Genomic DNA, 23,354 nt, shown 5'->3' with positions numbered 1-23,354 from the left:
TTCGCCTCGGCCGTAGTCGAATTTTCGTTCCGTGGGAGACGAGCGCGAAAGCCGGCTGGCGTCAATAGTTGGCCCGGTCGCGGCGCCACCGCCGCGCACGGGCATCAGGGAGCAGCAGCGATGGGACTGGCACATCCGAAATACAAGGTGGCGGTGGTGCAGGCGGCGCCGGCCTGGCTCGACCTGGACGCCTCGATCAAGAAGACCATCGCCCTGATCGAGGACGCGGCCAACAAGGGCGCCAAGCTGATCGCGTTTCCGGAGGTCTTCATCCCCGGCTATCCCTGGCACATCTGGATGGACTCGCCGGCCTGGTGCATCGGCCGTGGCTTCGTGCAGCGCTATTTCGACAATTCGCTGGCCTACGACAGCCCGCAGGCCGAGGCGCTGCGCGCCGCCGTGCGCAAGGCCAGGCTCACGGCCGTGCTGGGACTGTCCGAGCGCGACGGCGGCAGCCTGTACATCGCGCAATGGCTGATCGGCCCGGACGGCGAGACCATCGCCAGGCGCCGCAAGCTGCGGCCGACCCATGCTGAGCGCACCGTCTATGGCGAGGGCGACGGCAGCGATCTCGCCGTGCACGACCGGCCTGACATCGGCCGGATCGGTGCGCTGTGCTGCTGGGAGCATCTGCAGCCGCTGTCGAAATACGCGATGTACGCGCAGAACGAGCAGGTGCATGTCGCCGCGTGGCCGAGCTTCTCGCTGTACGATCCGTTCGCGCCGGCGCTCGGCGCCGAGGTCAACAACGCCGCCTCGCGCGTCTATGCGGTCGAGGGCTCGTGCTTCGTGCTGGCGCCGTGCGCCACCGTCTCGCAAGCGATGATCGACGAACTGTGTGACCGGCCCGACAAGCACGCGCTGCTGCATGTCGGCGGCGGCCACGCCGCGATCTTTGGTCCGGATGGCTCTTCGCTCGCCGAGAAGCTGCCGCCGGAGCAGGAAGGCCTGCTGATCGCCGAGATCGATTTGGGCATGATCGGCATCGCCAAGAATGCCGCCGATCCGGCGGGACACTATTCGCGCCCCGACGTCACCCGGCTGCTGCTCAACAAGAAGCCGCTCAACCGGGTCGAGCAGTTCGCGTTGCCGGTCGACACGGTCACTCCCGGCGAGGCGCCATCGGCGGCTGGCTGACAGGCTTGGCGGGCGCTAGGTCCCGGCCTCCGGTTGTGCCGGCGGCGGGGCCGACCGCCGCGGCGGCCGCTGCGGACGGCCTGCCGGCGCCGCCATGCGCGGCTGCAAGGTGACGATCACCGGGTTCGGCTTGTGGTCGGTCGCCGCGCCCGTCGCTGCGTCCACACCCATGCCGATCAGGCCGCCCGCCAGGATGTTGCCGGCGAAGCCGGCCGCGCCGGTCGCCGGGATGTCCTTGGTCAACGGGATGATCTGGGTCTCGTAGCCCGGTTTTTCGATGGTGACGGAGATGTCGGCATTGCGTTTGGCGACGAACGAGCAGGGCGTCGTGCAGGTCATCGGCGCTTCGAGACCGGCGATCGTGGCTTCGGCCCCGGACGGCGTCGACGCGACACTGATCGTCTCGGTTGTACCCCGCGTTACGGACGCGCAGCCTCCCAGCGCGGCGCACAGCGCCACCAACGCTACAACTCTCATTTGGTACTGCCCCCTTCAAACCCGGGGGAACTCAAGCGCAACTGGAGCGGGACGGCAAGCGCAATCAGCATTATCCGAAGAAATTCCCGGGCGAGTTTCGCGCGAGTGTGGCTTTCACACCTGCTTTCCACGAACCTGCCGCGCGATCGCTTTCTGCGCATCGAACTCGGCGCGCCGCCGTGCCAGCTCGTCCGGCGCGAGCATGGCGGGATTGCTGTAGTCGCGCTTCCAGCCGTGATCGTCGCTCCACTGCAAAGGCGATTGCACGGTCGTGCGTGCGGCTGGTGAACTCTCGAGGACACGCAAAGCCAACTCGAGCGTGAAGGCCTGTGAGGCCGCGTCGTGCGGCTTGCCGGCGGAATTGCCCAGCGGAAAATCCGAGAACAGGAAGCGCGGCGCGGCGGCGTGCTCGACGATGTCCTTGGCGCAGCCCATGACGACGGTCGCGACGCCGTTCGCTTCGAGATGCCGTGCCACCAGGCTCACGGTCTGGTGGCACACCGGACAGTTCGGCACCAGCACGACGGCATCGATCTCGTCGGCGCGGCAGCGCGCGAGAATCTCCGGCGCATCGGTCTCGATCGTGACGCGGTGGCTGCGATTGGTCGGCGCGCCGAAGAAGCGCGGTCCGACCGCGCCGATGCGGCCTTCACCTGCCAGCCTTAGGAGCTGTGGCAGCGGAAACCAGGTGCCGGAATCCTCGGCCGAGGTGTGCGCGCGATCATAGGCGATGTGGGAAATGCGCAGGTCGTGCTGCGCCGACGTGTCGCCGTCATAGACGGAGTAGAACTTGGCGCCGCCATTATAGGGCGCGCCGGGGCCTTGATCGCCTTTGGCGGGATCGAAAGGCGCGGCCGTGGTGACAACGGTGACGCGCGACTGCGCGAGCGGCTTGCGCAAGGGATGGAACGGCGCCGACGTGTAGTGAGCCCAGCGATAGGGCGTGTCATAGCCGATCGCGAGATAGTAGTCGCGCGTGCGCGCCATGTAGGACAATGGCGCATCGCTTTCGGGCGCGAAGCCGAGTCTGTCGTCGGTCGGTGCGGTCATCCGTCGCGCTCCCTGCGGCACTCGGGGATTGCTAGCCGGCTCGTTCGCTGTGTCAAGGCGCCGCGCGGTGGAACCCCGCATGGTCTTCGGCTTTGTCTGTCGGCAGAATTCAACCATTGCACCGCGCTCACGATGCTTTCCATGGTTTCGGTTGCTCGCATTGCCTGTCTCGGCCTTGCCTTGATGCTGACCATGCCCTTGTCCGGCGTGGCGGCGGAGCAGGCCTCCGACCGTGACGCTGCCGCCCCGGCTGATCCGAAGGACGGCGCCCGGCAGGATTCGCCGCAGGAGGCTGCCAAGCCGGCAGACGCTGCGGCAGAGGGCTCGGAGAACAAGTCCGAGGAGGCCAAGGAGAGCGGTACGCGCGAGGCGATCTGCCTGATGATCGAATCCGCAGCCAAGGCGAATGATCTGCCGCTCGAATTCTTCGCTCGCGTGATCTGGCAGGAGAGCCGCTTCCAGAGCGATGCAGTCGGGCCGGTCACGCGCAACGGCCAGCGCGCGCAGGGAATCGCGCAGTTCATGCCGGGCACGGCGAACGAGCGCCAGTTGCTCGATCCGTTCGATCCGGTTCAGGCGCTGCCGAAGTCGGCGCAGTTCCTGGCCGAGCTGCGCGACCAGTTCGGCAATCTCGGGCTCGCGGCGGCGGCCTACAATGCGGGGCCGCGCCGGGTGCAGGACTGGCTTGCCGGCAAGGGGCAGATGCCCTGGGAGACCCGCAACTACGTCTCCGCCATCACGGGAGCCACGATCGATGAGTGGGCGGCCGCCGGTAACGGCGGCAAGACGCCGCCGAGCCCGCCGCCGACCTCGTGTCGTCAGCTCATGGCGATGTTGAAGCGCGCGCCGAATCCGTTCGTCACGGAGCTCGAGCAGCATGTGGCGCTGTCGGCCGCGAAACCGTGGGGCGTCCAACTGGCTGCAGGCTTCGACCGCAACAAGGCGCTCGCGATGTATTCGCGGGCGATCAAGGGGCTTGGCCCGGTCATCGGCGACCGCGACCCGAGCCTGCTGTCGTCGGTGATGCGCTCGCGCGGCAACCGCGCCTTCTACCAGGTGCGGATCGGCGCCGAGACACGGGCCGAGGCCGACGCGCTCTGCAGTCGGATCCGCGAGGCCGGCGGTGCCTGCTTCGTGCTGCGCAATCGCTCCGGATAGAGCTGCCTCAGCGCGGCGTGTGGGGGATGGCTGCGCCGGACGCAGACCCGCGCGCGCCTGATGGCGGTTGACGCGAGCGGCTTTCGCCAGCCTTATCGCGGTTCGTTCCGCTGGGCCGCCCGTGACACTTCCTCCGCTCGATTCGCCGCAATGGCATGGTTCACTGCGCGCCTTCGGCTGGGGGCTGCGCGCGACGTCAGCGACCATCCTGTCACTGGTGCTGTTCGTCACCTTCATCGGCATCGGCGCGCTCGCCCACGATACCCGTTTCAGCATGCTCTGGGCGATCCTGAGCACGGTGCTGGTTTGGGCCGGTCCAGCGCAGATCATCCTGGTCTCCACGCTCGGCTCCGGCCAGACCATTCTGCAATCGGCGATCGCGGTCACGATGAGCGCGATCCGGCTGTTTCCGATGGTGGTGGCGGTGCTGCCCCTGATCCGCTCGCCGCAGACCAAGCGGCGGCACCTGGTGCTGATCGCGCATTTCACCGCCGTGACCCTGTGGGTCGAATGCTATCGCTTCCTGCCGCATGTGCCGCGCGAGCGCCGCATCGCCTTCGTGCATGGGCTCGGCAGCGGCCTGATGGGGATCGCGCTGATCGCGACCATCATCGGGTATCTTCTCGCCGCCAATCTGTCGCAGACCTTCGGCGCCGCGGTGCTCTTGCTGACGCCGCTGGCCTTCCTGTTCTCGACCCTGCGCAACGCCAGGGAGCTTGCAGACGTGCTCGCGCTGGGTCTCGGCCTCGTGCTGTATCCTCTGGCCGCCCAGCTCGACAGCGGCGTCGACATCCTGGTCAGCGGCGTCGTCGCCGGAACGCTCGCGTTCGGCGCGCACAAATGGCGCGAGCGGCGGGGGCTGGCATGAGCGACTTCATCGGCGATTGGCATGCGCTCGTGGTGCTGCTGGTGGCGGGCGTGATCCCCAACCAGATCTGGCGCCTGCTCGGACTTTGGTTCGGCAGCGGGCTCGACGAGGGCTCGGACCTGCTGATGTGGGTCAAGGCGGTCGCGACCGCCATCTTGGCGGGGGTCATCGCCCAGATCCTGGTGCAGCCGCCGGGCGCGCTCGCCAGCGTGCCTTGGGGGCTGCGCTATGGAGCCGTCGTTGCCGGCCTTGCGGCCTTCATGGCGAGCCGCCGCTCGATCTTTGCCGGTGTTGTCTGCGGCGAAGCCGCGATGCTGGCCGGCAAATGGTGGCTCGGCTGAGTTGCGCGATCTTGCGCGACCGCAATTGCGGTGAGCCGAGGTTCGGATAGATTGCCGGGAGGATCCAAGGACTCCGCAATGACCACTGATTCCGATCTCCGTCCGGGAGAAGTCGCCGTCGACGCGCCACAGCCGCGCGACGCCACGTTGTATTTCATCGGCCGCATCCGCACGCCCTGGACCTCGCGGCTCGAGACGCCGCGGCAGGGCAGCTTCGAGGGGCCGGTGTGCCGGCTCGAGATCTTCGCGCCCTGGGTGCCGGCGCTGCAGGGCATCGACGCCTTCAGCCATCTCCAGGTGCTGTACTGGCTCAACCGGGCGCGCCGGGATCTCGTCAAGCAGAGCCCGCGCCATCATGACGGCGAGACCCGGGGCACCTTCGCGCTGCGCTCGCCGGTGCGTCCCAATCCGATCGGCGTGTCGACGGTCCGCTTCGTCGCGTTGGAAGGCAACACCGTGCTGGTGCGCGGTCTCGACTGCCTCGACGAGACGCCGCTGATCGACCTGAAGCCGGATCATTGCGCGTTCACGCCGGCGGCGAAGGGTGAGGATGACAAATAGGACCGACGGATCCGGATGTCGAAGGTGAACAAGCGGCCGCAGAAAACGGTGACGGCTCAGGATGCGATCACGGCGGACCTCGTCGCCGTGCTGGTGGCGGTGACCGACGGGCACCCGAAGATCATGACGATCGAGCATGCTGCGGCGCTGCCGAGCGGACCGTTTCAGTTCGCGCACCGCTCACTGCAGATGGGGCTGCGCGCCTGGGTCGAGGCGCAGACCGGCCATCCGCTCGGCTATGTCGAGCAGCTCTACACCTTCGCCGACCGCGGTCGCGGCGGCGATCCCGACGCGCCGCACCGCATCTCCATCAGCTATCTCGGTCTGACCCGCGAGGAGGAGGGGCGTGAGGGCGCGGATGCGCAATGGTCGTCGTGGTACGACTACTTCCCGTGGGAGGATCATCGCGACGGACCGCCGACGATCCTGGCCAAGATCATCGCGCCGAAGCTGAAGGCCTGGGCGCGAGCCGCCCACGAGCCGGCGCTGCAAAAGACGAGGTGGCAGCGCGCCGCCATCACCTTCGGTCTCGACGGCCGCGAGTGGAACGAGGAGCTAACGCTGCAGCGGTATGAGTTGCTGTATGAGGCGGCGCTGATCCCCGAGAGCGTGCGCGAGAAGGGGGCCAGCCAGCCGATGCTGCCCGGGCGCGCCATGATCGGTGATCACCGTCGGATTCTCGCCACCGGCATTGCCCGCCTGCGCGCCAAGATCAAATACCGGCCGGTCGTGTTCGAGTTGATGCCGGAAGAATTTACACTGCTGCAATTGCAGCGCAGCGTCGAGGCTCTCGCCGGCCGGCTCGTGCACAAGCAGAACTTCCGCCGCCTCATCGAGCAGCAGGAACTGGTTGAAGAGACAGGCGCAATTGCTGCCGACACGATTGGCCGGCCGGCCAAGCTGTTTCGCTTCCGGCAGGGGGTGCTGGCCGAGCGGGCGGTGGTCGGAACCAAGCTGCCGCTCTCGCGATCTTGATCTCCGGCTCTTGACACAGCTTATGCTCAGGATAAGTATAAGCCATCTTATGCTCACGGAGAGTATAAATGGTCGATCTTGTCCTGCCCGCCGTCGCGCCGAATGCATCGCTTGCTGAGCGTCTGAGCCGGGTGATCCCGCCGCCGGAATGGGCTGTCTTCGAGGACGATGTCGAAGCCATTCTGGCGCTGAAGCGCCGGCGCAATGCCGTGGTGCTGGCGCACAACTATCAGACGCCCGAAATCTATCACGGCGTCGCCGACATCGTCGGCGACAGCCTGCTGCTGGCGCGCGAAGCGACCAAGGTCGATGCCGAGGTGATCGTGCTCGCCGGCGTCCACTTCATGGCCGAGACCGCCAAGCTGCTCAATCCCGACAAGACGGTGTTGATTCCCGACGTAGAGGCGGGCTGCTCATTGGCGGAGTCGATCACCGCCGACGACGTGCGGCTGATGCGCGCGCGCCACCCGGGTGTGCCCGTGGTCGCCTATGTCAACACGTCGGTGGCGGTGAAGGCCGAGTCCGACGTCTGCTGCACCTCCGGCAACGCGCGCGCGGTGGTCGAGTCGCTCGGTGTCGATCACGTCATCATGCTGCCGGATGAATATCTCGCGCGGAACGTCGCCGCACAGACGAACGTGAGGATCACGGCCTGGAAAGGGCATTGCGAGGTACATGAGCGCTTCAGCGCCGAGGACGTCTGCACGCTGCGCGACAACCATCCTGGTGTCACCGTGCTCGCCCATCCGGAATGTCCTCCAGAGGTCGTGGCGGAGGCGGACTTCGCCGGCTCCACCGCGGCGATGTCGGACTTCGTCGGAGCAAGAAGGCCGGCCCGGGTGGTGCTGCTGACAGAATGTTCGATGAGCGACAATGTCGCCGTGCTCCATCCCGACATCGAGTTCATCCGCCCCTGCAATCTGTGCCCGCACATGAAGCGGATCACCCTGAAGAACATCCGCCATGCGCTCGAGACCAACACGCACGAGGTCACGATCGATCCCGCGATGGCCGAGCGCGCGCGGCGCGCAGTGGAAAGGATGCTGGCATCATGAGCATCGATGTTTCGAAGTTGATCGGCCGTCCCGTGATCATCGGCGGCGGTGCCGCAGGTCTGATGACGGCGCTTGCGCTTGCGCCCGAGCCGGTCGTGCTGTTGTCGAAGTCGCCGCTCGGCGCGGAGGCGTCGAGCATGTGGGCGCAGGGTGGCCTCGCCGCCGCGGTTGGCGATGACGATGATCCGTCGCTGCATCTGAAGGACACGCTCGCCGCCGGAGCCGGATTGTGCGGCGAGGCCGCCGCGCGCCGCATCATCGATGCGGCGCCGGCCGCGGTCGAGCGCCTCGCCCAGCTTGGCGTTGCGTTCGACCGAGGTGCGGATGGACGTTGGCGTCTGGGCCTGGAGGCCGCACACAGCCGCAACCGGATCGTGCATGCGACGGGCGACGGCACGGGACGCGAGATCATGCGCGCGCTGATCGCGGCTGTCAGGCGTTGTGCTTCGGTGACCTTGCTCGAAGGCGTCGAGGCGCGCCGGCTGATCGTCAATGACAACGCGATCCAGGGCGTGGCTGCGGCGCGCGGCGATGAGGCTCTGATCCTCGCCACGACGCGCGTCGTGATCGCAACCGGCGGCATCGGCGGCCTGTTCCTCGACAGCACCAATCCGGCCGGCTGTTTCGGCCAGGGCCTCGCGCTGGCGGCGCGGGCCGGGGCCGTGCTGTCCGATCTCGAATTCGTGCAGTTTCACCCCACCGCGTTCGACGGACCGTCGCGGCCGCTGCCGCTGCTCACCGAGGCGATCCGCGGCGACGGCGCCGTCCTGATCGACGACACCGGCACGCGCTTCATGGCCGACGAGCCCGGCGCTGAGCTGGCGCCGCGCGACGTAGTGGCGCGGGCGGTATGGCGCCGCCGTGCGCAAGGCCGCCGCGTGTTCCTCGATGCGCGCAACAAGCCGGGCAAGGATTTCGCCGCGCGCTATCCCGTGATCAGCGCGTTCTGCCGCATGGCGGGCATCGACCCCGCGCGCGATCCGATCCCGGTGCGGCCGGCCGTGCACTATCATATGGGCGGCATCGCTGTTGACACGATGGGACGCAGCACGGTCGAGGGCTTGTGGGCCTGTGGCGAGGCCAGCCGCACCGGCCTGCACGGCGCCAACAGGCTCGCCAGCAACTCGCTGATGGAAGCGATCGTCTGCGCGCAATGGGTGGCCGAAAGCGTGGCCGGCGCGCCGCAGCGTGCAGGCAAGCCGTGCGCGGTGGCTGCCATTCCGCCGGCGTCCGATCCGTCGGCCGCACGGCCGCTGCTGTCGCATGCGCTCGGCGTGATGCGCGAGCATCGCACGATCGCGGCTGCCGTCAGCGGCCTGCTTCCGCTGGCAGAGCAGGCCGGGCCCATGGCTGACCCGGCGCTGGTCGGCTTGATGCTCGCGGTCGCGGCCCATGCGCGGGAGGAGAGCCGCGGCGCGCATTTCCGCAGCGATCGTCCGGGCACGCTGCCCGTCGCGCAGCCATCCAGCCTCACTCTGCCCGAGGCGATCGCGGTTGCCCGCGACATTGTCGAGGCGGAGCAGACGCCGTCCAGGAGCGCAGTGCCATGACTCTCAATCCTCTCTCGCCTTTGCTCTACGAGCCGCTGGTGCGCATGGCTCTGCTCGAGGATCTCGGCCGCGCCGGCGACATCACCACCGATGCCATCGTCCCCGCCGAGCAGCGCGCATCGCTGAAGCTGCGGGCGCGCCAGCACGGGGTGATCGCGGGCCTCGATGTGGCGCGCTGCGCCTTCCAGACCGTCTCGCCGGACGTGCGCATGGAGATCGTGCGACCGGACGGCAGCGTCGTGACGCCGGGAGACGCGATCGCGACCATCAGCGGCCCGGCACGGGCGCTCCTGACCGGCGAGCGCGTGGCGCTCAACTTCCTCTGCCGCTTGAGCGGGGTCGCCAGCGCGACGGCGTCCCTGGTATCGGCGGTGAAGGGGACGAAGGCGCAGATCGTCTGCACCCGCAAGACCACGCCGGGCCTGCGCGCGCTGGAGAAATATGCGGTGCGCGCGGGAGGCGGCGGCAATCACCGGTTCGGGCTCGATGACGCCGTCCTGATCAAGGACAACCACATCGCCATCGCCGGCGGCATCCAGGCTGCCATCACGCGCGCAAAGGCCCATGCCGGCCATCTCGTCAAGATCGAGGTCGAGGTCGACACTCTGGCTCAGCTCGAGCAGGCGCTGACGCTGGGCGTCGATGCGGTGCTGCTCGACAACATGACGCCGGCGGAGCTCGAAACCGCGGTCGGCATGATCAGCGGCAAGGCCATCTCCGAAGCCTCGGGCCGGATCACCGTGGAGACCGCGCCCGCGATCGCCGCGGCCGGCGTCGACCTGATCTCGGTCGGCTGGATCACGCATTCGTCGGCCGCGCTCGACATCGGGCTCGACGAGGCCTGATCAGCCCTTCAGCGCCGCAATCAGCTTGGCGGCGTTCTCCTCCAGCACCTTCGGATCTTCCTTGCGGCTCGCCGGCGGCAGCAGGGAATCGCCGTTGCGGCGAGGCATGATGTGGACGTGCAGGTGGAACACCATCTGGCCGCCGGCATGCTCGTTGAACTGCTGCACCGTGATGCCGTCGGCGGCGAACGCGGTCTTGGCGGCACGGGCGATGGTGCGCACGGCACGGCCGACGTGGAGATAGTCCTCCTCGGTGATGTCGAGGATGTTGCGTGCAGCGGCCTTCGGGATCACCAGGGTGTGGCCGGGCACGCGCGGCATGATGTCGAGGAACGCCAGCACGTGGTCGTTCTCATAGACCTTGGTGCAGGGGAATTCGCCGCGCAGGATCTTCGCGAACGGATTGTTGGGATCGTAGGCGGTCATGGGCAGTCCCTTAAGCGGTTCCTCTTGGTGCGCCTTACTCTCACCGGCACGTGTCGCCGGTCAAGACGGCTCGTCCATGCCTTTCCGGAACGGGGCGGATTCGGCGAGTTCGCGGCCGGCTTCCTCGACATAGGCGCGCTCGCGCTTGAGATAGTCGTCAATGGCCCGGCGCAGGCCGCGGTCGGCGATGTAGTGCGCGGAGTAGGTGGTCTGCGGCAGGTAGCCGCGCGCGATCTTGTGCTCGCCCTGAGCGCCAGCTTCGACGACTTGGAGCTTGTGCTGGATCGCAAAGTCGATCGCCTGGTAGTAGCAGACCTCGAAATGCAGGAACGGGTGGTGCTCGATGGCGCCCCAGTTGCGCCCGAACAGTGTGTCCGAGCCGATGAAGTTGATCGCGCCGGCGATCCAGCGGCCCTCGCGCTTGGCCATGACCAGCAGCACGTCGTCGGCCATGCTCTCGCCGATCAGCGAGAAGAACTTGCGGTTGAGATACGGCCGGCCCCACTTGCGTGAGCCGGTCTCCATGTAGAATTCGAAGAATGCGTCCCAGGCGTCCTCGGTGATGTCCTTGCCGGTCAGCCAATGGATGGTGATGCCGGCGGCCAATGCGTCGCGCCGCTCGCGCTTGATCGCCTTGCGGTGGCGCGAATTCATCGTCGCCAGGAAATCGTCGAAGGTGGAAAAACCCTGATTGTGCCAGTGGAACTGCTGGTCGGTGCGTTGCAGGAAGCCCTGCGCGGCGAGCAGCTGCCATTCGGCCTGCCGGGCGAAGGTGACGTGGACCGAGGACGCCTCGCTGATCCCGCACAGCGCCTTCAGTCCCTGGGCGAGGGCATTGCCGATCATGTCCCGGTCCTGGTCGGCGCGGATCAGCAGCCGCGGCCCTGTGGCCGGCGTGAACGGCACCGAGACCTGCAGCTTCGGATAGTAGCGCCCGCCGGCCCGCTCATAGGCATCGGCCCAGCCGCGGTCGAAGACATATTCGCCCTGCGAGTGGGACTTGAGGTAGCACGGCACGACGCCGAGGACCTCGTCACCCATCTTCGCCACCAGATGGCGCGGCGCCCAGCCGGTGCGCAGGGTGGCCGAGCCGGAGGCTTCGAGCGCCGAGAAAAACGCGTGTGAGATGAACGGATTGTAGCCGCGCCCGCAGGCGGAAGATGAGCCGGGACTGACGCGGCCCTCGGGATTGGCACAGGCGTCCCATGCTGCGGCCGGGACCTCGTTGATCCCGGGAACGGCTTCGAGCGTGATCTCAGGCGATGCCATCGAATCCTTGTCAAACGGGCCGGCACGGCACGCCCCGGCCGGGACGCCCCAGATGCCACGCCCTGAAGATCGTGCATCGCAGCAGCGAGTTCAAGGCCGGCGTCACGTCTCCGGCGTAAACCCCTCGAAGATCATCTGATCCGCATAGCGGGCTGCGGCGGCGCGCTGCTCGGGGGTGCGGACGGTCCAAGTCAGCAGCGGGCAGCCGAACACGTTGCGCGCGATCCAGGGGGCAGGCGCAGGCAGCTGCTCGACCCAATAGGCGACGAAATGCGGCTGGCTGCTGAAGCCATGCTTGAGATGCAGCATGCTGTCGCGCTGCGCCTGGGTCAGCTTGGCCCAGTAGCCGTCCTCGTAGCTGCGCTGCGCGACGATGCCGCGCGTCAGCGTCGGCATGGTCTCGCGCAAGGCGCGGACCTGGTCCGGATCGAACGACATCCCGACCACCGGGCCGGAGTAGGACGCCAGCACCTCGGCCATGCGCCGGACCAGCCGGCGATCGCCCTGGAACGTGCTCTTGACCTCGATGACCAGCGGCACGCGCCCGGCGATCAGGTTGCAGAGGTCGCCGAGCGTCATCATCTGCTCGTCGGTCTGCTTGAACTTGATCGCTTTCAGCTCTGCCGCGGTCTTCTCGATCAGCGGGCCGGTGCCCTCGGTGAGGCGGCCGAGATCATAGTCGTGATGCACCATGGCCTCGCCATCGGCCGACAGCTGGATGTCGCATTCGATGGCGAAGTTGCCGGCCACGGCGCCGCGTGCGGCGGCCGGCATGTTCTCGATGATGCCGCGATCAGCATGGTGCAGGCCGCGATGGGCGACGGGGCGGGCCGTCAGCCAGTCAGGTGCGCGCATTCGCCCCGTCCGTTTTGCTGGCGCATGATCTCGTCGGAAAACCGCCGCGCACTATTCCGGATCATGCGCTCTCTCTCACTCAACCTCGAACACACCTTCGACTTCCACCGCCGCGTCCGACGGCAGCGCCGACACGCCGACGGTGGTGCGGGCGTGCCGGCCCTTGTCGCCGAACGCTGCGACCATCAGGTCGGAGGCGCCGTTGAGCACCTTGGGCCCGTCGAGGAAATCGGGCGCCGAATTGACGAAGCCGCCGAGCCGGACCACGCGCACGACCTTGTCGAGATCGCCGACCGCCGCCTTGACCTGGGCGAGCAGGTTGATCCCGCAGCCCTTCGCGGCCGCATAGCCGTCCTCGATCGACACGCCGCCGCCGAGCTTGCCGGAGGCGATCATCTTGCCGTCGGCGCCGAGGCAGACCTGGCCCGACACGAACAGCAGGTTGCCGGTGCGCACGAACGGGACGTAATTGGCCACCGGCGCCTTTGGTGCCGGCAGTGTGATGCCCTGTGCCGCCAGATTCTGTTCAACCGTACCCGCCATCTCGAATCCCCGTTCTGTCGCCTGAAAGCCGGTCCCGTGCCGGACCGAGGCCCTGTTTGGCGCAGTTGCCAGTGACATGCAAGCAGCCAGCACCGACGCGATTCCGGCGCTTTAAGCGCACGTTTCCGTGAGACAGCCGCAGTTGCGACGCAATGCAGCGATCTCTAATGTGACGGTTCAGCGATACGTCCTCCGAGGAAAACTCATGGCTCATTCGTTCCGACTGTCGATGGGAGCGCTCGCCGTCGCGGCGATCACGTTCGGTCCGGCGCAGGCCGGGGCGGCTGTGCCGTTCCTGCCGCATCAGGCGCTCTATGACCTGAGCCTGGTCAAGTCGCGCGGCTCGAGCCCCGTCAACAGCGCGCGCGGTCGCATCCTCTACAATTTCTCTGGCAACGCCTGCAACGGCTACACTTCGGAATTCCGCCAGGTCTCGGAGCTCGATCTCGGTGAGGGCAAGGTGACCCTGAGCGACCTGCGCTCCACCGCGTGGGAGGACGGCGCCGGCAAGAGCTACCGCTTCAAGATCGACTCGCGCATGAACGAGCAGGCCTCCAGCCCGGTCGACGGTATCGCCGAGCGCACCGGCGATCACATCACCGTCAAGCTCAAGCAGCCCGAGGCGAAGACCTTCACGCTCGACGGCTCGACCGTGTTTCCGACCGAGCAGATTCATCGCATCATCGCCGCCGCGCGCGAGGGCAAGTCGCTGCTCGAGCTGACGGTCTATGACGGCTCGGACAATGGCGAGAAGGTCTACAACACGCTGACCGTGATCGGTGCGCCCGTGCCGGCCGACAAGGCGGCCGCCAAGCCCGACGCCTCGACCGACAATGACGAGATGAAGAAGATGACGCGCTGGCCGGTGACGGTCAGCTATTATGACCGCGACGCCAAGCGGGCCGAGGGCGAGCAGACGCCAGTCTACGCGATGTCGTTCGAGCTCTACGAGAACGGCGTCTCGCGCGCGCTCGTGCTCGACTACAATGATTTCGTCATCGCCGGCGCGCTCGGCAAGTTCGACGTCAAGGACGTGAAGGACGGCAAGCCTTGCAGCAATTGACCGGGGCATCATTCCGTCTGCTCCGGGCCGTCATAGGCGATGCCGCGGATGACCGCGGCCTGACCGAACTTCTTGCGTAGCGCATCGATCGCGCGCTCGGCCGAGGCCGAGCGGCGGTCGAGCATGTCGGTGTCGGAGGCCTCCGAGCCCGGGCGCAGCGCGCTGACGCCTGCGCCCATCAGCCGGAACGCCGTGCCGTCGGTCTCGCGCGCCAGCATCTCCTTGCAGATTGCGAAGATCTTGCCGGCGAGCTGCGTCGGCGCCGCGATCGATTGCGAGCGCGTTCGTTGGCGGAAGTCCGCGGTTTTAAGCTTCAGCGTTATGGTCGACCCGGCGAGCTGGCTCGCCTTCAGCCGTGCCGACACCTTCTCCGACAGCCGCCACAGGGTCTTTTCCAGGGTCGCGTAGTCGCGGATGTCGGTGTCGAAGGTGGTCTCGCTGGAGATCGTCTTGGCGCCGCGATCGGCCACGACCTTGCGGTCGTCGATGCCGCGCGCCAGCCGCCACAGCCTGCGGCCGTCACCGCCGAACTGCTTCATCAGCTCGATCTCGTCGGCACGCTGCAGGTCGGCGATGGTGCGGAAGCCCTGGTTCGCCAGCCGCTGCTGCGTGGCGGGGCCGACGCCGAAGATGAAGCCGACGGGCTTGTCGGCCAGCATCGCCGGCGCCTCGTCCTGGCCGAGCGCGGCGAAGCCGCGGGGCTTGTCGAGATCGGAGGCGATCTTGGCGAGGAACTTGTTGCAGGACAGCCCGACCGAGACGGTGATCCCGATGCGCTGCTCGATCTCGCGGGCGAAGCGCGCCAGCACCTTTGCCGGGATCATGCCGTGGACGCGCTCGGTCCCGGACAGGTCCAGGAACGCCTCGTCGATCGAGAGCGGCTCGACCAGCGGCGTCAGCGCCTGCATGGCCTGCCGGACCTCGCGGCCGACGCGGACATATTTCGCCATGTCCGGGGGAATCACGACCGCCGCGGGACACAGCTCCAGTGCCTTGAACATCGGCATCGCCGAGCGCACGCCATAGGTGCGGGCGATGTAGCAGGCGGCCGACACCACGCCGCGCTTGCCGCCGCCGATGATGACGGGCCGGTCGGCGACCTCGGGATTGTCGCGCTTCTCGACGGTCGCATAGAACGCGTCGCAGTCGATATGGGCCAGCGTCAGCGCGGGCAGGGCGCGATGGCGGACGAGGCGCGGCGAGCCGCAGACCGAACAGCGGCGCGCGCCATCATCGAGGTCCGTCAGGCAGTCGCGGCAGAAGCAGGCCGGCCCGGCGACCGTGCGCGACCCGCTCGCTGGCGCTGACTCGGTCACGGCACGTCGCGCTCCCACTGCCGGTCGCCCAATACCTGCCGTGCTGCCATGATATTGGTCGGATGTAACTTGGAGTGGGCGGCAAAAGCCTTTACCGTCTCGTCGTCGCGCAGCACGAAATCGAGCACGCTGACCAGGAAATTGGGGTCGGCGGCCGAGGATCGCAGCGTCTCCGGCCCAATCCCGGTCTCGGCCAGGAAGCGGCCCAGCCGCTCCGGTTCGCCGGCCAGGAAGCCGAGGGCCTGAACTGCAACGATTTCAGCGACTTCGCGCGGATTTCGAACGGGCTTTTTCAACGGCGGATTTGCCTTTCCGTTAACTTGTCGGCTCTACTTTGCGCCCATCATGCCCGAGTCTTCGGAATGGGTTCAAGCAAGTGGAAACCATCTCGGGGAAAGATCGAATACCGACTTAACGGCTTAGAACGAATCTGGGGCTAGTTTGAATTAGATGAGTAGCGGTGGACAGGCGTCCGCCAGAGGACATGCCGGTGTCAGTGATTCGGAGGGGCGGATGGGCAAGACCGTCCTGATCGTGGAAGACAATGAGCTCAACATGAAGCTCTTCCGCGATCTGTTGGAAGCTCACGGGTACCAGACGTCCGGTACGTCCAGCGGCGTGGAGGCGCTCGACATCGTGCGCCGGACCCGCCCCGATCTGATCCTGATGGACATCCAGCTGCCGCAGGTCTCGGGCCTGGAAGTGACGAAATGGATCAAGGACGATCCGGATTTGCGTGCCATCCCGGTGGTGGCAGTGACGGCCTTTGCCATGAAGGGCGACGAGGAGCGCATCCGCGAGGGTGGCTGCGAAGCCTATCTTTCCAAGCCGATCTCGGTCGGAAAATTCATTGAAACGGTACGCCGCTTTATCGGCTAAGGAGTTTCTGCAGTGTCCGCGCGTATCCTCGTCGTCGACGACGTCCCGGCCAACGTCAAGCTGTTGGAGGCGCGGCTGTCGGCCGAATATTTCGACGTGCTGACCGCCGCGAACGGCGCCGAGGCGCTGCAGATCTGCCAGCGCGCCGAATGCGACATCATCCTGCTCGACGTCATGATGCCGGACATGGACGGCTTCGAGGTCTGCCGCCGGCTGAAGTCGAATCCGGCCACGCATTTCATTCCGGTTGTCATGGTGACGGCGCTCGACAGCCCGTCCGACCGCGTGCGCGGCCTGGAGGCCGGTGCCGACGACTTCCTGACCAAGCCCGTCTCCGACGTCGTGCTGATCGCGCGCGTGCGCTCGCTGACGCGGCTGAAGATGATGACGGACGAGCTGCGCATGCGCGCGCTGACCTCCCTCGAGATTGGCGTGCAGGCGCCCGAGCGCAACGCGGTTGCCGACGCCGGCAAGGGCGGGCGGGTGCTGCTGGTCGACGACCGGCCGTCGTCCTACGAGCGGCTCGGGCCGATGCTGGCGACCGAGCATGCCATCGACGTCGAGACCAATCCCGCCGAGGCCGTGTTCAACGCCGCCGAAGGCAATTACGACCTCGTCATCGTTTCGCTCGACCTGAACGATTACGACGGCCTGCGGCTGTGCAGCCAGCTGCGCTCGCTGGAACGCACCCGGCAGGTGCCGATCCTCGCGATTGCGGAAGCCGAGAACAATTCGCGGCTGCTGCGCGGCCTGGAGATCGGCGTCAACGATTATCTGCTGCGTCCCGTCGACAAGAACGAGCTGCTGGCGCGCGCCCGCACCCAGATCCGCAAGCGCCGCTACACCGACCATCTGCGCGACAACGTCCAGAACTCGATCGAGATGGCGATCACCGACGCGCTGACGGGCCTGCACAATCGCCGCTACATGGAGACGCATCTTTCGACGCTCGCCGACCAGGCCGCGAGCCGTGGCAAGCCGCTGGCGCTGATGATGCTCGACATCGACTACTTCAAGTCGATCAACGACAATTACGGCCATGATGCCGGCGACGACGTGCTGCGCGAGTTCGCCATGCGCGTGCGCAAGTCGATCCGCGGCATCGATCTCGCCTGCCGCTATGGCGGCGAGGAGTTCGTCATCGTGATGCCCGAAACCGACCTGCACGTCGCCGGCATGGTCGCCGAGCGCTTGCGGCGCTCGGTCGCCAACGAGCCGTTCTCGGTGCACAAGGGCGAGAAGCGCATCGAGGTCACGACGTCGATCGGGCTGTCGACCCTGGAGCAGAAGGGTGAGCCGATCGCCGACGTCATGAAGCGCGCCGACAATGCGCTCTACCGCGCCAAGAACGAGGGCCGCAACCGCGCGGTGGCGATCGCCCCCGTGCATCAGCCGGCGCCGTTCCTGCCGCAAGCCGCCGGCCGCGGCCGCTAGAGGGGCAGGGCGGTGGAGCCGTCGGATCGTTGCTGCGCCTACGATGGTCGTGAGTAGCCGCAACCGTCTCCCCACGTCATTCCGGGGCGCGCATAGCGCGAGCCCGGAATCCATACTCCCGATCGTGGTTATGGATTCCGGGCTCGCCCTCCGGGCGCCCCGGAATGACGGTGAGCTCTGGGCAGCCTGCTTCAGCACACATGAGATCCCATCCTCGCCGCGCCTCCGCGCCCGAGCTGTGCCATTGAAAACCCTCTTCGAGAACAGAGGGCGCAGGGAAGGCCGGGTGCAGGTCGCACCCATGGTCCGCGTGCAGAAAGAAAGCACGCGGCAGAACCACAGGTACGAGCCGGACATCCGGCCCTCCCTGCGCGATGGCTTTACGGCTTACTCCGCGCTCTCCCCGGGGACCGGCGTTCTTGCCCCCGTCGCGAGCGCGCTTCGTCGCAGCGCCCGCTTGGCCTCAGCATCGGGAGGCCAGGACCACACGGCTTGACCGTGCGCACCGGATCGTTCGTCGGCGCGGACAAGCCACGCTGCAACCCGACACGCCCACCGCAGCCCACCTCACGCTCGTGACGATCGCGATGCGCCCCTCTTGGCGAGGTGGGATGTGCAGGGGGATAGCATGAATTCTGGAAAAGCGAAAGAAAAAAATTGCGATCTGGATAGCCGGCGAGAGCGATCTCGTTGAAAGCGTTCGAAAAGTTAGTCTTCGGCGCAGGACCGTCTCGGGGGCGCTCGATGGGAAGATCGCTTCCTCATCTCAATGCTTCAGGATGGACCCCTGATGATCAGGCCGACGCTGATCGGCCCTACGAACTTCAGGCGTCTCATGTTAGCTTAGTTGCGGCGTTGCTCTCTGGTTAGGGAAAAGGCATGAAGCCGCTTCGCATGGGTGTTTTGGCCGGCGTGCTGATGTTGTGTGGAGTCTTGGTCCTCGAAGCGCTCGGTGTGCAGACCAACCTTTTGGTTTTCATGGTCTTGGGAGGCGTTTCGGGCTCGCTGGCTGACATCTTGGATCGGTTCATGGCGGGGCGCGGTACGTAGCGCTGGTCAGCGCGCAAGGCCGGATGGTTGTCGACTCATTCCGATGTATCTCGGACGAGAGAGCGTCTGATGTTTGTGGAGTGTGCCCGATGTGGACATTTCAGCTGGTAGTCCGCACTCCGTAGGGCGGATCAGCGCGCCGCTTCACGTTCGCCGCAAATCGGCAGATTGAGCTGACGCCAATCCGCCCGCCGTGCTCGCGCGGTCGATCTACAACAACTCGCCGCCAGGATGTGGGGCGCCCAAATATCCCTTGATGTTGCGTGCGTGCCATGATACCTTACGTGACATGAGCAAATCGGTCCGCATCGTCAACTTCTATCACATGACCCGCTTCGGCTGGGCCGTGGAAGGAGTCGCGCGCTAGGAATTGGACGTTGCGATCGTTTCACCAGGCCCCGCCGGCATCGGACGGGGCCTTTTGTTTGGCCACGCTCCCTGCCGGCATAACAGCAGGAGCAGAGGATGCCACCCCATCAGACCAACGCGACGATCGACGCTGCGCACGTGTCGGCGCTCAACGTCGATCTCTCGATCGCGTCAATCACCGACGCGATCGACAGCGTGCAGCCATCGATGCAGTCCGAAGCGTCGATCGCAGCGTTGCGAGACGTGTCGCCAGAAAAGGACGCGGCCGGTCCGCCGGCCACGCCGACCTGGCCGATCATCCGCTTGATCGGCTGGTGCTGGCGCGCGATCCAAGAATGGCAACGCCGCGAGAGCGTGCGGGACTGCCTGCATGACCTGAGCGAACGCGAGCTCACAGATATCGGCATCACGCGCGCCGAGATCGAGCACATCGCCGCGCTGCGGACGCTCGACAGATTGAGGGATGATCCATATCCGGGCGGCGTCTCGCGTCGGGGAATGTAGTTGGTCGTTGAAAGTGGCGACGCAGGGATAACCGACCAACAGCGCGAGATGGTCGCCGCGACGTCATTGCGAGCGTCAGCGAAGCAATCCAGGGTCCCGCACACGACTCTGGATTGCTTCGCTGCGCTCGCAACGACGGAGGTGAGATCGCGCTTATCTATGGACACTATCCTGCCGGAGACGCCGCGTGCGCGGAGTTCGGCAGAACACAAGCCTCGCATAGGTGCTCATGTGCGAGCGCAGGAACTACATGCCTTGATCTGGCGCAATCATCGTGGTACCGACAAACCATGATCAACGTCGTGCGCAACTCCAACCGCAAACATGCGGCCCGCCGCAGCTGGGCCGTGGGAGGAGTCGTGCGCTAGGATTTCGACGACACGATCATTCCACCAGGCCCCGCCGGCATCGGACGGGGCCTTTTGTTTGGCCACGCTCCCTGCCGGCATCACGCAGCAGGAGCGACCGATGCCACCTCAGACCCATCTCACAGACGAGATCGCCCGCAATTCCGCCACGCGCGATCGCCCCCTCTCATTGGTGAAGAACGCGGCGCACCAGGCGCCAGCCGCGCCGCGACCCAGCGCATCCGTCACGGTGCTGCGTGACGCGTTGTCGGAAAAGAATGCGGCCGGGCCGCCGGGCATCTCGGCTCCGGGGCTGTTCGGCCTGCTCGCGCGCTATTGGCTGGTGTTTCAGGAAGGCCGTCGGCTCAGGCGGATGAGAGTCGATCTATGCGACCTGAGCGAGGCGCAACTGGTGGATATCGGCCTGACGCAAGGCGATCTCGACCATATCGCAGCCCACCGCGCGCTCGAGCGCCTGAGATTCGACATAGCGAACGCCATGATGTCCCGCGGTGTGATGTAGCTGCGAACAGGCCAGTGCGAACAAATGTCTCGGCAGGGCGGATCAGCGTGTGATCGGCCCTGGCGATGTCGTGCGCGCGATCTGTTGCAACCGCGTCATTGCGAGCACAGCGAAGCAAGCCAGGGCTCAGCAAGGACTCTGGATTGCTTCGCTGTGCGCGCAATGGCAGAGGATGGTGCGTGGTGGGTTGATGTTCACCCTCGGCCGCTTTTCGCGCTATCATCGTCGTCAACGTTGATGGAAATGGAACGACGAATGGCAAAACATATCGGCATCGTCGGCTGCTCCGCCGAGGGCGCGGCGCTCTGCTATCGCACGATCTGCAAGGAGGGCGCCGACCTGCTCGGGCCGCATGCCCATCCCGAGGTGTCGATGCACACGCCGTCGCTCGCCGACTACGTGGCCTGCCTCGATCGCGGCAATCTCGATGGCGTCGCCGAGCTGATGCTGACCTCGGCGCGCAAGCTCGCCGCGGCCGGCGCGGATTTCCTGATCTGCCCGGACAACACCATCCACCAGGCCCTGCCGCTGGTGCTGCCGCGCTCTCCGCTGCCGTGGTTGCACATCGCCGACGTGGTCGCGACGGAAGCGGTCAGGAGAGGCTACAGGCGTATCGGCATCACCGGCACCAAATGGCTGGTCGACAGCAATGTCTATCCGGATAGCTTGACCGCACGCGGGCTGGCGTTCGCGCGTCCGGAAGAAGCCGATCGCGTCGAAGCCAACCGCATCATCATGGATGAGCTGGTCTACGGGCGGTTTCAGCCGCCCTCCGTCGCCGCGTTTCAGGCGATCATCGCGCGACTGAAGGAGGAAGGTTGCGATGCCGTCGCGCTCGGCTGCACCGAGATTCCGCTGATCATCGACGATGCCAACTCGCCTCTGCCGACGTTGGATTCGACGCGTCTGCTCGCGCGTGCTGCGCTGGCGCGGGCCACGTCCTGCGCCGGCTGAGAATTGCGGCAAGGCGCTGGCCGTTCAGAGTGGGACGTGCAGGCAGCACTGGCTGCGACGCTCGCCATCCGGCCTTCGGACGCACAGTTCCGTCGGAACCCCCTTGGGCGGGAAACGTTTGTTTCAGCCCAAGGAGGAGCGCCCAATGAAGAAGCTGATATTTGCGGTTGCCGTGTCGCTGTCCGTTCTGCCGCCATTTGCCATGGCTCAGGGCCATATGGGGACGCCGCAGGAGCAGAAGGCTTGCGCGCCCGACGCCAAGCGCTTCTGCCGCGCTCAGCTCGGCGATGACTTCGGCGTCCAGAACTGTCTGACGCAGAACCGGGCCAAGCTGAGCAAGCGCTGCTCGGCGGTGTTCCTGAGCCACGGGATGTAAGCCGGCGCGCAGCGTCGCGACGTCGCAGGGCGGACGGCCAACGCCGATCCGCCCTTCTTTGTAGTCAGGCCGCACGGACCCTGCGCAAGAATTTCTCCAGCTCATCCTTGAGGTGATCGCTCTCGCGCGACAGCGAGTGCGCGGATGACAGCACCTGCGCGAAGGCGGTGCCGGTGGCGCTGGCGCCCTTGCTGACGTCGCCGATGTTGCCGACGACGCGCGCGGTGCCGCCGGCGACCTCCTGCACGTTGCGCGAGATCTGCCCCGTCGCGGCGCCTTGCTGCTCGACGGCGGCGGCGATGCCGGCGGCGATCTCCGAGATCTGCTGGATGGTGCCGCCGATCTGCTTGATCGAGGCGACCGAGGTTTGCGTCGCGCTCTGAATGCCTTCGATCTGCTGGCCGATTTCCTCGGTGGCCTTGGCGGTCTGCGACGCCAGCGCCTTGACCTCGGAGGCCACCACCGCGAAACCGCGGCCGGCATCGCCGGCGCGCGCCGCCTCGATGGTCGCGTTCAGCGCAAGCAGGTTGGTCTGGGCGGCGATCGAGGTGATCAGCTTGAGCACGTCGCCGATGCGCTCGGCGGTGCGCGACAGCTCGCTGATGCCGACATCGGTCTGCTCGATCTGGCGAACGGCCTCCTTGGCAATGGTGGTCGATTCCCTGACCTGCCGCCCGATCTCATGGACCGAGGAGGTCATCTCCTCGGCGGCCGAGGCGACCGACTGCACGTTGGTCGAGACCTGGCCCGAGGCCGAGGCCGCGCTGGCCGACAGCTGCTGGGTCTGCTCGGCGGTCTTGCTCAGCGTGTTGGCCGAGACCTCGAGCGTGCGCGCGTCCGCATGGACCTTGTTGATGATCTGGCCGACGGTGGCTTCGAACTCGTCGGCCATGCGTTGCATGGCGACGTGCTGCTCGGTCTTGGCCGCATCGAGATAGACCGAGATGGCGAGATCCATGTCGATCATTGCCGCCTTGGTGATCGCAGCCTGCAGCGCGGCCTTCTTCTCGCGGGCCGCCTGGCCGCCGAACCAGCCGTCCGCGATCTCCGTCTCGATCGCCTTCTGCAGCCCGGTCACGATCAGCGAATAGCCGGCGATGTACCAGCGCGGCTCCAGCCCCATCCGGTTGTGCGCCTGGCCGATCCTCGTCACGGACTTCACATAGGCATCGTCGAACTTCGCGGTCGCCAGCGACATCCAATGGTCGAGCTGGGCCTTCGAGGCGTGCCGCATCGCGGCCTGGCTGGAGAACATCTTGGCGAGATGCGGGACCTTGCCGACATGGGCGTAGAACTGCTCCAGCAGGCCGGGCAGCACCTTGCCGATCAGCGGCCGGAGCTCCCGCAGCGCCTCTCGGGTCGCATTGTCGATGCCGATGAAATCGAGACGGGACTGCAAAGTCTGAGGATCGGTCATCGCTGGTCTGCC

Annotated in this window: 26 protein-coding genes; 17 read left to right on the top strand and 9 right to left on the bottom strand. The window is 66.5% G+C overall.

Translation table 11 applies throughout. The annotated features are described in order from the left end of the window. Nucleotides 1–120 precede the first annotated feature (120 nt). Nucleotides 121–1,137 (top strand): carbon-nitrogen hydrolase family protein, encoded by a 1,017-nt coding sequence (locus QW861_RS12005; RefSeq protein WP_315827272.1) that lies wholly within the window; start codon nt 121–123, stop codon nt 1,135–1,137. A 15-nt stretch (nt 1,138–1,152) separates the two neighbouring features. Here QW861_RS12005 and QW861_RS12000 read toward each other — a convergent pair whose 3' ends face one another. Beyond that, nucleotides 1,153–1,614 carry a PEGA domain-containing protein gene (locus QW861_RS12000; protein ID WP_315718380.1) on the bottom strand — a complete coding sequence of 154 codons (462 nt, stop codon included), beginning with the start codon at nt 1,612–1,614 and terminating at the stop codon, nt 1,153–1,155. A 114-nt stretch (nt 1,615–1,728) separates the two neighbouring features. Further along, nucleotides 1,729–2,664 (bottom strand): glycine reductase, encoded by a 936-nt coding sequence (locus tag QW861_RS11995; RefSeq protein WP_316193083.1) that lies wholly within the window; start codon nt 2,662–2,664, stop codon nt 1,729–1,731. A gap of 183 nt (nt 2,665–2,847) precedes the next feature. On the opposite strand from QW861_RS11995, the gene QW861_RS11990 reads away from it, so the two are divergent. From QW861_RS11990 to nadC, 8 genes are all read left to right on the top strand, one after another. Next, nucleotides 2,848–3,822: a transglycosylase SLT domain-containing protein gene (locus QW861_RS11990; RefSeq protein WP_409998672.1), complete on the top strand. Its 975-nt coding sequence runs from the start codon at nt 2,848–2,850 to the stop codon at nt 3,820–3,822. Between the two features lie 121 nt (nt 3,823–3,943). Next, nucleotides 3,944–4,690 (top strand): AzlC family ABC transporter permease, encoded by a 747-nt coding sequence (locus QW861_RS11985; RefSeq protein ID WP_315752990.1) that lies wholly within the window; start codon nt 3,944–3,946, stop codon nt 4,688–4,690. Continuing rightward, nucleotides 4,687–5,031 (top strand): AzlD domain-containing protein, encoded by a 345-nt coding sequence (locus tag QW861_RS11980; protein ID WP_315718383.1) that lies wholly within the window; start codon nt 4,687–4,689, stop codon nt 5,029–5,031. Before QW861_RS11985 ends, QW861_RS11980 begins: the two co-directional genes overlap by 4 nt. A 78-nt stretch (nt 5,032–5,109) precedes the next feature. Next, on the top strand, nt 5,110–5,592 hold the full coding sequence (gene tsaA / locus QW861_RS11975) for a tRNA (N6-threonylcarbamoyladenosine(37)-N6)-methyltransferase TrmO (protein ID WP_315752989.1): 483 nt from the start codon (nt 5,110–5,112) through the stop codon (nt 5,590–5,592). Between the two features lie 15 nt (nt 5,593–5,607). Further along, nucleotides 5,608–6,567, top strand: coding sequence for an NrtR DNA-binding winged helix domain-containing protein (locus QW861_RS11970; protein ID WP_315752988.1), 960 nt, complete (start codon nt 5,608–5,610; stop codon nt 6,565–6,567). A 68-nt stretch (nt 6,568–6,635) separates the two neighbouring features. Further along, entirely contained in the window at nt 6,636–7,622 is a 987-nt protein-coding gene (gene nadA / locus QW861_RS11965) for a quinolinate synthase NadA (protein WP_315752987.1), read from the top strand. Next, on the top strand, nt 7,619–9,172 hold the full coding sequence (locus tag QW861_RS11960) for an L-aspartate oxidase (RefSeq protein WP_315752986.1): 1,554 nt from the start codon (nt 7,619–7,621) through the stop codon (nt 9,170–9,172). Before nadA ends, QW861_RS11960 begins: the two co-directional genes overlap by 4 nt. Beyond that, nucleotides 9,169–10,017, top strand: a complete 849-nt coding sequence (gene nadC / locus QW861_RS11955; protein WP_315752985.1) for a carboxylating nicotinate-nucleotide diphosphorylase — start codon at nt 9,169–9,171, stop codon at nt 10,015–10,017. The genes QW861_RS11960 and nadC overlap by 4 nt, the downstream gene beginning before the upstream one ends. Here the strand turns inward: nadC and QW861_RS11950 are convergent, their stop codons facing one another. The 4 genes from QW861_RS11950 to QW861_RS11935 all read right to left on the bottom strand — a co-directional run bounded on the left by QW861_RS11950 (nt 10,018) and on the right by QW861_RS11935 (nt 13,110). Then, complete coding sequence (locus QW861_RS11950; protein ID WP_315752984.1) at nt 10,018–10,443, bottom strand: HIT family protein; 426 nt, start codon at nt 10,441–10,443, stop codon at nt 10,018–10,020. It lies immediately after the preceding gene. A 60-nt stretch (nt 10,444–10,503) separates the two neighbouring features. Next, the gene (locus QW861_RS11945; RefSeq protein WP_315752983.1) at nt 10,504–11,712 is read right to left on the bottom strand and encodes a GNAT family N-acetyltransferase; all 1,209 of its coding nucleotides are present in this window, start codon (nt 11,710–11,712) and stop codon (nt 10,504–10,506) included. A gap of 102 nt (nt 11,713–11,814) precedes the next feature. Continuing rightward, nucleotides 11,815–12,567 carry a glycerophosphodiester phosphodiesterase gene (locus QW861_RS11940; protein WP_315752982.1) on the bottom strand — a complete coding sequence of 251 codons (753 nt, stop codon included), beginning with the start codon at nt 12,565–12,567 and terminating at the stop codon, nt 11,815–11,817. A gap of 75 nt (nt 12,568–12,642) precedes the next feature. Beyond that, nucleotides 12,643–13,110: a RidA family protein gene (locus QW861_RS11935; protein ID WP_315752981.1), complete on the bottom strand. Its 468-nt coding sequence runs from the start codon at nt 13,108–13,110 to the stop codon at nt 12,643–12,645. 205 nt (nt 13,111–13,315) lie between these two features. On the opposite strand from QW861_RS11935, the gene QW861_RS11930 reads away from it, so the two are divergent. Beyond that, a complete protein-coding gene (locus QW861_RS11930; protein WP_315718393.1) occupies nt 13,316–14,173 on the top strand; it encodes a cell envelope integrity EipB family protein in 858 nt (285 codons plus the stop codon). Between the two features lie 8 nt (nt 14,174–14,181). On the opposite strand, the gene QW861_RS11925 is transcribed toward QW861_RS11930, so the two are convergent. Together QW861_RS11925 and QW861_RS11920 are read right to left on the bottom strand one after the other, a co-directional pair. Then, nucleotides 14,182–15,489 (bottom strand): DNA polymerase IV, encoded by a 1,308-nt coding sequence (locus tag QW861_RS11925; protein WP_316193082.1) that lies wholly within the window; start codon nt 15,487–15,489, stop codon nt 14,182–14,184. Next, nucleotides 15,486–15,785, bottom strand: a complete 300-nt coding sequence (locus tag QW861_RS11920) for a DUF3572 domain-containing protein (protein WP_315718395.1) — start codon at nt 15,783–15,785, stop codon at nt 15,486–15,488. Before QW861_RS11920 ends, QW861_RS11925 begins: the two co-directional genes overlap by 4 nt. Nucleotides 15,786–16,002: 217 nt before the next feature. Between QW861_RS11920 and QW861_RS11915 the strand changes: the two genes are divergently transcribed. The 7 genes from QW861_RS11915 (at nt 16,003) to QW861_RS11885 (ending at nt 21,925) form a co-directional block, all read left to right on the top strand. After that, nucleotides 16,003–16,368: a response regulator gene (locus QW861_RS11915; protein WP_008964019.1), complete on the top strand. Its 366-nt coding sequence runs from the start codon at nt 16,003–16,005 to the stop codon at nt 16,366–16,368. 12 nt (nt 16,369–16,380) lie between these two features. Next, entirely contained in the window at nt 16,381–17,802 is a 1,422-nt protein-coding gene (locus QW861_RS11910) for a PleD family two-component system response regulator (RefSeq protein ID WP_315718396.1), read from the top strand. Between the two features lie 879 nt (nt 17,803–18,681). Continuing rightward, complete coding sequence (locus tag QW861_RS11905; protein ID WP_315740306.1) at nt 18,682–18,852, top strand: hypothetical protein; 171 nt, start codon at nt 18,682–18,684, stop codon at nt 18,850–18,852. A 465-nt stretch (nt 18,853–19,317) separates the two neighbouring features. Further along, nucleotides 19,318–19,725 carry a DUF1127 domain-containing protein gene (locus tag QW861_RS11900; protein ID WP_315752977.1) on the top strand — a complete coding sequence of 136 codons (408 nt, stop codon included), beginning with the start codon at nt 19,318–19,320 and terminating at the stop codon, nt 19,723–19,725. A gap of 540 nt (nt 19,726–20,265) precedes the next feature. Beyond that, on the top strand, nt 20,266–20,595 hold the full coding sequence (locus QW861_RS11895) for a hypothetical protein (protein ID WP_315729365.1): 330 nt from the start codon (nt 20,266–20,268) through the stop codon (nt 20,593–20,595). A 255-nt stretch (nt 20,596–20,850) separates the two neighbouring features. Beyond that, nucleotides 20,851–21,549, top strand: a complete 699-nt coding sequence (locus QW861_RS11890; RefSeq protein WP_315711335.1) for an aspartate/glutamate racemase family protein — start codon at nt 20,851–20,853, stop codon at nt 21,547–21,549. Nucleotides 21,550–21,694: 145 nt separating this feature from the next. Beyond that, nucleotides 21,695–21,925: a hypothetical protein gene (locus tag QW861_RS11885; RefSeq protein WP_315711336.1), complete on the top strand. Its 231-nt coding sequence runs from the start codon at nt 21,695–21,697 to the stop codon at nt 21,923–21,925. A 64-nt stretch (nt 21,926–21,989) separates the two neighbouring features. On the opposite strand, the gene QW861_RS11880 is transcribed toward QW861_RS11885, so the two are convergent. Beyond that, entirely contained in the window at nt 21,990–23,342 is a 1,353-nt protein-coding gene (locus tag QW861_RS11880; RefSeq protein WP_316193081.1) for a globin-coupled sensor protein, read from the bottom strand. Nucleotides 23,343–23,354 lie beyond the last annotated feature (12 nt).

It is taken from the genome of Bradyrhizobium sp. SZCCHNRI1029 (assembly GCF_032487555.1).
Classification (GTDB): domain Bacteria; phylum Pseudomonadota; class Alphaproteobacteria; order Rhizobiales; family Xanthobacteraceae; genus Bradyrhizobium.
This window is presented reverse-complemented; position numbering and strand designations above follow the sequence as displayed.

Excerpts from the sequence above, each read along its gene's own strand:
- nadA (WP_315752987.1), top strand. The coding sequence starts at position 6,636 with ATGGTCGATCTTGTCCTGCCCGCCGTCGCGCCGAATGCATCGCTTGCT.
- QW861_RS11950 (WP_315752984.1), bottom strand. The coding sequence starts at position 10,443 with ATGACCGCCTACGATCCCAACAATCCGTTCGCGAAGATCCTGCGCGGC.
- QW861_RS11900 (WP_315752977.1), top strand. The coding sequence starts at position 19,318 with ATGCCACCCCATCAGACCAACGCGACGATCGACGCTGCGCACGTGTCG.
- QW861_RS11885 (WP_315711336.1), top strand. The coding sequence starts at position 21,695 with ATGAAGAAGCTGATATTTGCGGTTGCCGTGTCGCTGTCCGTTCTGCCG.
- QW861_RS11935 (WP_315752981.1), bottom strand. The coding sequence starts at position 13,110 with ATGGCGGGTACGGTTGAACAGAATCTGGCGGCACAGGGCATCACACTG.
- QW861_RS11940 (WP_315752982.1), bottom strand. The coding sequence starts at position 12,567 with ATGCGCGCACCTGACTGGCTGACGGCCCGCCCCGTCGCCCATCGCGGC.
- QW861_RS12005 (WP_315827272.1), top strand. The coding sequence starts at position 121 with ATGGGACTGGCACATCCGAAATACAAGGTGGCGGTGGTGCAGGCGGCG.
- QW861_RS12000 (WP_315718380.1), bottom strand. The coding sequence starts at position 1,614 with ATGAGAGTTGTAGCGTTGGTGGCGCTGTGCGCCGCGCTGGGAGGCTGC.
- QW861_RS11960 (WP_315752986.1), top strand. The coding sequence starts at position 7,619 with ATGAGCATCGATGTTTCGAAGTTGATCGGCCGTCCCGTGATCATCGGC.
- QW861_RS11980 (WP_315718383.1), top strand. The coding sequence starts at position 4,687 with ATGAGCGACTTCATCGGCGATTGGCATGCGCTCGTGGTGCTGCTGGTG.
- QW861_RS11930 (WP_315718393.1), top strand. The coding sequence starts at position 13,316 with ATGGCTCATTCGTTCCGACTGTCGATGGGAGCGCTCGCCGTCGCGGCG.
- QW861_RS11995 (WP_316193083.1), bottom strand. The coding sequence starts at position 2,664 with ATGACCGCACCGACCGACGACAGACTCGGCTTCGCGCCCGAAAGCGAT.
- QW861_RS11945 (WP_315752983.1), bottom strand. The coding sequence starts at position 11,712 with ATGGCATCGCCTGAGATCACGCTCGAAGCCGTTCCCGGGATCAACGAG.
- QW861_RS11890 (WP_315711335.1), top strand. The coding sequence starts at position 20,851 with ATGGCAAAACATATCGGCATCGTCGGCTGCTCCGCCGAGGGCGCGGCG.
- nadC (WP_315752985.1), top strand. The coding sequence starts at position 9,169 with ATGACTCTCAATCCTCTCTCGCCTTTGCTCTACGAGCCGCTGGTGCGC.
- QW861_RS11905 (WP_315740306.1), top strand. The coding sequence starts at position 18,682 with ATGAAGCCGCTTCGCATGGGTGTTTTGGCCGGCGTGCTGATGTTGTGT.
- QW861_RS11915 (WP_008964019.1), top strand. The coding sequence starts at position 16,003 with ATGGGCAAGACCGTCCTGATCGTGGAAGACAATGAGCTCAACATGAAG.
- QW861_RS11970 (WP_315752988.1), top strand. The coding sequence starts at position 5,608 with ATGTCGAAGGTGAACAAGCGGCCGCAGAAAACGGTGACGGCTCAGGAT.
- QW861_RS11990 (WP_409998672.1), top strand. The coding sequence starts at position 2,848 with ATGCTGACCATGCCCTTGTCCGGCGTGGCGGCGGAGCAGGCCTCCGAC.
- QW861_RS11880 (WP_316193081.1), bottom strand. The coding sequence starts at position 23,342 with ATGACCGATCCTCAGACTTTGCAGTCCCGTCTCGATTTCATCGGCATC.
- tsaA (WP_315752989.1), top strand. The coding sequence starts at position 5,110 with ATGACCACTGATTCCGATCTCCGTCCGGGAGAAGTCGCCGTCGACGCG.